9 protein-coding genes are annotated in these 8,721 nt (G+C 71.6%); 2 read left to right on the plus strand and 7 right to left on the minus strand.

The window, feature by feature from the left end:
- Positions 1-89: 89 nt before the first annotated feature.
- Together IBL25_RS22425 and IBL25_RS22430 are read right to left on the minus strand one after the other, a co-directional pair.
- Complete coding sequence (locus IBL25_RS22425) at positions 90-1,484, minus strand: ATP-binding protein (protein WP_187780714.1); 1,395 nt, start codon at positions 1,482-1,484, stop codon at positions 90-92.
- 92 nt (positions 1,485-1,576) lie between these two features.
- Positions 1,577-2,728, minus strand: a complete 1,152-nt coding sequence (locus tag IBL25_RS22430) for a penicillin-binding protein activator (protein WP_187780715.1) — start codon at positions 2,726-2,728, stop codon at positions 1,577-1,579.
- A gap of 143 nt (positions 2,729-2,871) precedes the next feature.
- Between IBL25_RS22430 and rsmI the strand changes: the two genes are divergently transcribed.
- Entirely contained in the window at positions 2,872-3,762 is an 891-nt protein-coding gene (gene rsmI, locus IBL25_RS22435; protein WP_187780716.1) for a 16S rRNA (cytidine(1402)-2'-O)-methyltransferase, read from the plus strand.
- Between the two features lie 282 nt (positions 3,763-4,044).
- On the opposite strand, the gene IBL25_RS22440 is transcribed toward rsmI, so the two are convergent.
- The 5 genes from IBL25_RS22440 to prfB form a co-directional block, all read right to left on the minus strand.
- A complete protein-coding gene (locus IBL25_RS22440; protein WP_187780717.1) occupies positions 4,045-4,662 on the minus strand; it encodes a non-canonical purine NTP pyrophosphatase in 618 nt (205 codons plus the stop codon).
- Entirely contained in the window at positions 4,659-5,375 is a 717-nt protein-coding gene (gene rph / locus IBL25_RS22445; protein ID WP_187780718.1) for a ribonuclease PH, read from the minus strand. Before rph ends, IBL25_RS22440 begins: the two co-directional genes overlap by 4 nt.
- Before the next feature lie 72 nt (positions 5,376-5,447).
- Complete coding sequence (locus tag IBL25_RS22450) at positions 5,448-5,864, minus strand: pyridoxamine 5'-phosphate oxidase family protein (protein WP_187780719.1); 417 nt, start codon at positions 5,862-5,864, stop codon at positions 5,448-5,450.
- Between the two features lie 81 nt (positions 5,865-5,945).
- Complete coding sequence (gene ung, locus IBL25_RS22455; RefSeq protein WP_187780720.1) at positions 5,946-6,665, minus strand: uracil-DNA glycosylase; 720 nt, start codon at positions 6,663-6,665, stop codon at positions 5,946-5,948.
- A 10-nt stretch (positions 6,666-6,675) separates the two neighbouring features.
- The gene (gene prfB, locus IBL25_RS22460) at positions 6,676-7,806 is read right to left on the minus strand and encodes a peptide chain release factor 2 (protein ID WP_187780721.1); all 1,131 of its coding nucleotides are present in this window, start codon (positions 7,804-7,806) and stop codon (positions 6,676-6,678) included.
- A gap of 159 nt (positions 7,807-7,965) precedes the next feature.
- Between prfB and IBL25_RS22465 the strand changes: the two genes are divergently transcribed.
- Positions 7,966-8,721, plus strand: a 756-nt coding sequence (locus tag IBL25_RS22465) for an acyltransferase family protein (RefSeq protein WP_187780722.1), incomplete at its 3' end; no start/stop codon positions are given.

Genomic DNA, 8,721 nt, shown 5'->3' on the forward strand with positions numbered 1-8,721 from the left:
CTCAGCAGCGGGAGGCGGTAAATATCCATCCCAAGCACCAGGGTCAACATCTGGCCGCAAAAAAATATGCAACCTTTTTGGCCCGAGGCTCAGGCCGCCGGCAGCCACACCCTGAAGACGGCGCCCAGCCCTTCCTCGCTCTCAATCACCAGCTGGCCGCGATGCCGGTTGACGATGTGCTTCACGATCGCCAGCCCCAGTCCCGTGCCGCCCGCGTTGCGGGAACGGCCCTTGTCCACACGGTAGAAGCGCTCCGTCAGGCGCGGGATATGCTCGCGCGGGATTCCGGGGCCATCGTCGCTGACTTCCAGCACCACGCCAGGCCGGGCACCTTCCACCCGCCGCACGGCCAGACGCACCGTCCCGCCCTGCCGCCCATGGCGCACCGCATTCTCCAGCAGGTTGCGCAACACCTGGCCCAGCTGCTCCGGGTCCGCCGGGGCCGCATGCGCCGCATCGTCCAGGGACAGGTCCAGCGAGACTTTCCGCGCGGCCAGGATCGGCCCCATGGCTTCGGCTTCCGAGCGCGCCAGCGCCGCCAGCGCCACCTCGCCGGTCGGCGCCTGGTGCTCCTGCAGCTCGATGCGGGAAAGGCCCAGCAGGTCGTCGATCAAGCGCCGCATCCGCTCGGACTGCTCGGCCATGATGCCCAGGAAGCGGCGGCGTGCCTCCGGGTCGTCCTCCGCCGGGCCACGTAGGGTCTCGATGAAACCGATCAGGCTCGCCAGCGGCGTGCGCAACTCATGGCTGGCATTGGCCACGAAATCGGCCCGCATGCGCTCCACCGCCCGCTCCCGCGTCCGGTCCACCAGCTGCACGATCAGCCGGCCGCCGTCTGCCAGTGGCGGGTCGAGCGGGATGACCTGCACCGCCAGTTCCCGCGCGATGGGCACGGGCAGCACCAGGTCGGTGGTCTGCACACTGCCTTCCGCCAGGGCGCGATCCACGGCGCCGGCCACGGCCGGGTGGCGCAGCAGCGCGCCGGTATCGCCAGACAAAGGGCGCGCATCCGCCGCCGGCACGCCAAACAGCAGCCGCGCCGCGCGATTGGCGCGCAGGGCGCTGCGGTCCTCCGCCAGCACCAGCAGGGGGTCGGGCAGGCTTTCCAGGATGGCGGCGTCGGCGCGGCGCAGGCGGCCCACCAGGGCGCTGCGCTCATCCAGGCTGCGGGCCAGCCGCGCGGTGGTCTCGGCCAGCTCCCGCATCGCCGGCAGCAGGGGCAGGCTGGCGGGCATCGGTGCCTCGCCCCAGCCATCCAGCGCCCGGCGCAAGACGGCGGAAAGCCGCGCCAGGCTGCTGAGCCACAGCGCCGAGAGCCCTACCGCCGCCAGCGCCGAGAGCCCCGCCCCCAGCAGCGCCAGCCCCGGCGCCAGGACCCCGGCGGCGCCGAAGCCCAGGAAAACCGCCACCGGCACCCCGCCCACCAGAGTGGCGGAGGCCAGGACGCGCCCCCAGGATAATGGCGGCGTCTCACTCTGCGGCATGCGGAACCCTAATCCTCCCCTGGCGCGCCCCGGCCGGGGCGGCGCCAGCAAAGCGGGTCACGCCACGGCTTTCGCGTGTCCGTTTCGTGAAATCAGAAGCCGACCGTGCCCGGCATATTGGCCGGCTGCACCACCTGCCCTTCCAGGCCCGGCGTCAGGGCGAAGACGGCCAGCGCCCGCTGCACCTCACCATTCTGGCCCAGCCGCAGCGCGCCATCGGCGCCCAGGATCAGCTCGCCCACCGGCATCGGCGGCACCGTATCCGGCTGGCCGCGCATGGCCCGCGCGGCAATGGCCGCCGCGTCATAGGCCACGCCCACCACGCGGCCCGGCACCGCGCCGAAGGCGGCCTGGAAGCGGCTTTCGAACTGCGCATGGGCCGAGGGGTCGGGGCCGGGATACCAGGCACCGGCCAGCGCCGGCACCTGCGCCAGCGACGGGTCGGTGGCCCATAGGATGGTGCCGGCCAGCTTCGGCACCGGCGCGCCGGCCTCGGCCAGCCCGGCGGCGAAGTCCCGCGCCCGCGCGCCGCTCTCGCCCAGGATCAGCAGGTCCGCCGCGGCACCGCCCTGCGGCGCGGTGGGGGAAGCCGTGGCCTCGGAGGGTGCCAGCTTCTGCGCCACGTCCCGCGCGGCAAGGCCCGGCGCGGCGGAGGCCGGATAGGTGATGATGGTGGGCGGCGGCAGGCCGAGGTCCGAGGCGGCACCGCGCAGCCCTTCCGCCAGCTGCTGGCCGAAGGCGCCACTCGGCGCCGCCAGGGCGAAGCGCTGCGCCCCCTGGGCATGCGCCCCCGCCACCAGCCGCCGCATCTGCTGCCGCGGCGTGATGCCTAGCGGCCAGACGGAGGCCGAGGCCTGGTTGGCATCATTGGTGAAAGGCAGCATCGGCACCCCGGCGGCCCGCGCCGGCGCGGCGGCGGCGGCGGTCTCACCCGCCGTCAGCGGCCCTACCAGCACCCGCGCCCCGCCCGCGATGGCGGCACGCGCCGCCTCGGCGGCACCCTGCGCCGTGCTGCCGGTATCGCGCGGGACGAATTCGAAGCCCGGCGAACCCTGCTCGAACAGCGCCAGCTGCGCCGCGTTCAGCATGGCCTGCCCCAGCTGGGCATTGCTGCCGGTCAGCGGCAGCAGCAGCGCCACCTTGCTGCGCTGCGGCTCCGGCGGCAGCGCCTGGCCCTGCTGCAGCGGCGCCACGCCGCCATAGTAAGGGGCAGGGACTTGCTGCGCGCAGGCGGACAGCGCCACAAGGGCACCGAATGACAGCAGGAGGCGGCGCGTCCGTCTCCAGGTCCCCGAGGGAGTACCACGACGTGCCACAGGACGATCCCCCACAGGACCAGCCGACCACTGGAAGCGCAACGCCAACCTCCCCTCCACCGGACTCCCCCATGGGGGACCCATCCGGCCTGAATGACCCGTCCGGCCGCAGCCGGCCCGGACTTATCCTGGTCTCGACGCCGATCGGCAACCTCGGCGACCTCTCGCCCCGCGCCGTGGCCACCCTGCGGGAGGCCGATGCGGTCCTGTGCGAGGACACCAGGGTTACCGCGCCCCTGCTGACAAGGCACGGGATTTCAGCCCCCCTGACGCCGCTGCACGATCACAACGAAGACCAGGCCACACCCCGCCTGCTGGCGCGGATGGCGGAAGGCAAACGCTTCGCTCTGGTTTCGGATGCAGGCACGCCGCTGATGAGCGATCCGGGCTACCGCCTGGTGCGCGCCGCCATCGCGGCCGGGGTGGAGGTCTCCGCCATCCCCGGCCCCAATGCGGCGGTGATGGCGCTGACCCTCTCCGGCCTGCCGCCCCACCCTTTCCTGTTCCTGGGCTTCCTGCCGCCCCGCGCCGCCGCCCGCGCCGCCGAACTGGCCAAACTGCGCGCCGCCGAACGCGCCGGCCTTTCCGCTACCCTGGTGCTCTACGAGGCGCCGCACCGGCTGGCGGAAACCCTCGCCGCCCTGGCCGAGGCCCTCGGCCCCCGCCCCGCCGCCGTGACGCGGGAACTGACCAAGCGCTTCGAGGAAGTGCGGCGCGGCCCGCTGCCCGAACTCGCCGCCTTCTACGCGGAACACGCGCCGCGCGGCGAGATCGCCCTGGTGGTGGGCCCGCCGGAGCAAGACGCCACCGCCGGGGAGGACGAGTTGGATACCCGCCTGCGCGCGGCGCTCGCCACCGGTGAAAGCCTGCGGGACGCGGCGGCCCTGGTGGCGGCGGCAACCGGGCTGCCGCGCAAGCAGGTCTATGCGCGGGCACTGGAACTGCGGGAAGAACAAGGGTGACAGGCCGGGGCCGGAAGGGGCGCCGCCCCTTCCGGACCTTCCCCGCCGGGGTGACAGGGTCACCCCGGACCCCGCCATCAGTTTGAGTGGAGGCCGGTTCCGCCGGAGGGCCTGGACCTCCGGCGACCATGGGTTCAGCCCTTGTGACTTCTTTTAATATTCGGCGCTGAGTGATTGGCGCCACGCTGCGCCATCAAAGCCCGAAAAAGAACTCGAAGCGGGGTCCGGGGTGGACTTTCCACCCCGGCGGGGGTCCAGGGGGCAGCGCCCCCTGGCCTGCCCTCACCGCTTGACGAGGCAGCCCTCCGCCAGCATCGCGAAGGCCCGCGCCCGGTGGCTGATGCGGTGCTTCTCCGCCGGGTCCATTTCCGCGAAGGTCTGCGTCATCCCCTCCGGCTGGAACATCGGGTCGTAGCCGAAGCCGGCTTCGCCGCGCGGCGGCCAGACCCAGGTGCCGGGGCAGCGGCCCTCAAAGCCTTCCGTGTGGCCATCGGGCCAGGCCAGCACCAGGGCGCAGGTGAACCAGGCGCCGCGGTCGGCGCCGTGGCGGGCCAGCTTTTCCACCTTGGCCATGGCGGCGGCGTAGTCGCGGGTGCCGCCGGGCTGCTCGGCCCAGTCGGCGGTATGGACGCCGGGGGCGCCGTCCAGGGCCGCGACGGAGAAGCCGCTGTCATCGGCCAGGGCCACCATGCCGGAGGCGCGGGCGGCGGCAAGCGCCTTCAGCGTGGCGTTGCCGAGGAAGGTATTCTCTGTCTCCTCCGGCACGGGCAGGCCGAGGTCGCCGGCGCTGACGATGGTCACGCCGTATTCGGCCAGCAGGGCGGCGTTCTCCCGCACCTTGCCAGCATTGTGGCTGGCCAGGACGACGGTTTCCTCCGTCAGCTTGCGATGCGTGCTCATGCGCCGATGGCCTCCCTCTGAGCGGCGAAGAGTTCCGCCGTGCCTTTCTTCGCCAGGGCCATCAGGCCCAGCAACTGTGCCTCGGAAAAGGGCGCGCCCTCGGCCGTGCCCTGGACTTCCACGATGCCGCCGGTGCCGGTGAGGACGAAATTGGCATCGGCCTGGGCGGCGCTGTCCTCGGCATAGTCGAGGTCCAGCACGGGCTCGCCATCCCACAGGCCGCAGGAGACGGCGGCGACCTGGCCGGTGATGGGGTTGCGGGCCAGCACGCGCTTGCTGATGCAATGCTCGAAGGCCAGGTGCAGCGCCACCCAGGCGCCGGTGATGGCGGCGCAGCGGGTGCCGCCGTCCGCGGTCAGCACGTCGCAGTCCAGGGTGACGGTCATCTCGCCCATGGCTGCGCGGTCCACCACGGCGCGCAGGCTGCGGCCGATCAGGCGCTGGATTTCCTGGGTGCGGCCGGACTGGCGGCCCTTGGCGGCCTCGCGCTCCCCACGCTTATGGGTGGCGCGGGGCAGCATGCCGTATTCGGCCGTGACCCAGCCCTCGCCCTTGCCACGCAGGAAGCCGGGGACGCGGCCCTCGACGCTGGCGGTGCAGAGGACTTCCGTCAGCCCCATGCGGATGCGGCAGGACCCCTCGGCATGGCGGGCGACGCCGGGTTCCAGAATAACGCTGCGCAGCGCATCGGCGGCGCGGCCGGAAGGACGCATGGCGGGTTCCTGACCATCTCAAAAGGGGCGGAGGAATGGCCCCCGCCCCGCGCCGCTGTCAAACCGCGGCGGTCAGACCGTGATCTCGCCGCCCTCGTTGCCGTTCCAGTAATGGATGCGGGTGGCATGGACCTTGATCATGGCCAGGCCCGGCGTGTCGATGCCCTGGGGAAACCACTTGTCGATGTCGGGCGTCCAGTGCTCCCGGAACCGCGCCTTGTCCTGGATGATCTCCGCCTGGCCTTCCACCGCCACCGAGAAGGCCTGGCTGCCCTGGAAGGTGAGCGACACCTTGGGGTTGCGGCGGATCTCGCCCACCGTGTGGGTGTCCTCCATGGCGAAGTAGTAGGAGTCGCCCTTGTACTCCACTTCGCCATTGTTGCTCATCGGCCGGCTGGCGATGGAGCCGTCCTCGGCATGGGTGGAGAGCATCGCGATGTCGATCTCGCGCATCTTCTGCGACAGGTCGGACAAACTCAGCTTCGGCATGGCGACAGTTCCCGATGATGGCGTGCTGCTGCAACGTCGGGCGCGGGAGCAGGGTTTATCGGGCCACGCCAGCGGCGGCCGTCAGGGCAGGCGCCAGTCGATCAGGTCGTTGCGGCCCCGGGCGCGCAGGAAGTCATTCGTCCGGCTGAAGGGGCGGGAACCGGCGAAGGGGCTGGGGCTCACCGCCGCGCGGGCCGCGGCCAGGGGCGAGGGATGGTCCGCCTCCAGCACCAGGTGCCGGGTGGCATCCAGCATCGGCGCCTTCTTCCGCGCATGCCCGCCCCAGAGCAGGAAGGCCGCAGGGCTGGGCCGCGCATTGACGGCCTGGATCACCCGGTCCGTGAAGATGTGCCAGCCCGCCTTGGCGTGGCTGCCCGCCTTGCCCTGTTCCACCGTGAGCGCGGTGTTGAGCAGCAGCACGCCCCCATCCGCCCAATGGGTCAGGCAGCCATGGCCCGGCGCCGGGATGCCGCAATCCGCCGCCAGTTCCTTATGGATGTTGCGCAGCGAGGGCGGGATGCGCACCCCCTTCGGCACGGAAAAGGACAGGCCCATGGCCTGGCCAGGCTGGTGATAAGGGTCCTGGCCCAGGATCACCGCCCTCACCTGTTGCAGCGGCGTGCGCATCAGCGCGGCGAAGACCAGCGGCTCCGGCGGAAACAGGGTCTTGCCCGCCGCCCGCTCGGCCAGCAGGAACTCCGCCAGGGCATCCATATAGGGCGCGTCGAACTCGTCGCCGATCGCCTCCCGCCAGCAGGGCGGCAGGGCAGCGAGAGCCTCGCCCCAGGCCGGATGCGCCATGCGCCGGACCTCAGCGCGCGTTGGCGCTGGCCTCGGAGCGCGTGGCGCCGACGCGGCTGGCCAGGGCGGCGGCCATGAAATCGTCCAGCTCGCCATCCAGCACGCCGTCCGGGTTGCCCTTTTCCACGTTGGTGCGGAGGTCCTTCACCAGCTGGTAGGGCGCCAGCACATAGGAGCGGATCTGGTGGCCCCAGCCGATATCGGTCTTGCCGGCCTCGGTGGCGGCATTGACCTCCTCCCGCTTGCGCAGCTCCAGCTCATACAAACGCGCCTTCAGCATATCCATGGCGATGACGCGGTTGCGGTGCTGCGAGCGGTCCTGGGTGGAGGCGGCGACGATGCCGGTCGGGATATGCGTGAAGCGCACGCCCGATTCCGTCTTGTTCACGTGCTGGCCGCCGGCGCCGGAGGCGCGGAAGGTATCGGTCTTCAGGTCCGCCGGGTTGATCTCGATCTCGATCTTGTCGTCGATCACCGGGAAGACATAGACGGAGGCGAAGCTCGTCTGGCGGCGCGCGGCGGCGTCGAAGGGGCTGATGCGCACCAGCCGGTGCACGCCGCTCTCGGTCTTCAGCCAGCCATAGGCATTGGGGCCGCTCACCTGAATGGTGGCGGACTTGATGCCGGCCTGCTCGCCCTCGGATTCTTCCGTGAGCTGCACCTTGTAGCCGCGCTTCTCGGCCCAGCGGGTGTACATGCGCAGCAGCATCTGCGCCCAGTCCTGCGCCTCGGTGCCGCCGGCGCCGGCATTCACTTCCACGAAGCAGTCGCGCATATCCGCCTCGCCCGAGAGCAGGCTCTCGATCTCGCGGCGCTTGGCCTCGGCGGCGAAGTCCTTCAGGTCGGCCACGGCGGCATTGGCCGTGGCCTCGTCGCCCTCGGCCTCCGCCATCTCGATCAGTTCCAGCGCGTCGCGGACATTCTGCTCCAGCTTCTGGACGCCCTCGATCTGGTCGGCCAGCCGCCCGCGCTCGCGCATCACGGCCTGGGCCTCGTCCGGGCGGTCCCACAGCGTGGGGTCCTCGGCGCGCGCGTTCACCTCGTCCAACCGCCGCAGCGCCACGTCCCAATCGAGGTGGCGCCGGAGCAGGGCGATGGAATCCTGGATCTGCCCGTTCAGGGCCTCGGCATCTGCGCGCATGGGGCGGCTTCCTACAGCAAAGGGGCCTTGCCATGAAAGGGGCTCGGCATTCCCCGCGGTTGACGCTCCCCCCGCCGCTGGGCAGAACCGGGGCCGAACTGATCCTCAGCGGCACCGGCAACGCGGCGCGGGCAGGGCCCTTTCAGCGAGCGAGCCGGCATGACCAGGTACAGGGCGGATATCGATGGCCTCCGCGCCATCGCCGTGGGGCTTGTTCTTCTCTACCACGCCTTTCCCCAGGCGGTGCCCTCCGGCTTCATCGGGGTGGACGTCTTCTTTGTGATCTCCGGCTACCTGATCTCGGGCATCATCGCCCGCGACCTCGCGGCCGGGCGCTTCAGCATCCTGGATTTCTACATCCGCCGCATCCGCCGCATCTTCCCGGCCCTGCTGCTGGTGATGGCCTGCACCCTGGCCTATGGCTGGCTGGCGCTGCTGCCGGCGGAGCTGGCGGCGCTGGGGCGGGACCTGCTGGCCGGGGCCGGCTTCCTCTCCAATATCGCGCTCTGGCTGGAGACCGGTTACTTTGATCGGCTCGCGGTGCTGAAGCCGCTGCTGCACCTCTGGTCGCTCGGCGTCGAGGAACAGTTCTACCTCGCCTGGCCCTTCCTGCTGGCCCTGGCCTTCCGCGCCCGCTGGCGGCCGGGCCTCTTCATGGCGCTGCTGCTGGCCCTTTCCTTCGCGCTGAACCTCATCCTCACCGCCAGCCACCCGGCGGCGGCCTTCTTCCTGCCCCTCCCCCGCTTCTGGGAATTGCTGGCCGGCGCCCTGCTGGCCTGGGTGACGCGGGACGCCGCCTCCCCCATCCCGCCCCGCTGGCGCGGCGCCGCCTCGGCCGCCGGGCTGGCGCTGATCCTGGGCGGCGCCTGGCTGATCGGCCATGGCACCCCCTTCCCCGGCTGGGCGGCGCTGCTG

It is taken from the genome of Pseudoroseomonas ludipueritiae, from assembly GCF_014490445.1.
Lineage (GTDB): Bacteria > Pseudomonadota > Alphaproteobacteria > Acetobacterales > Acetobacteraceae > Pseudoroseomonas > Pseudoroseomonas ludipueritiae.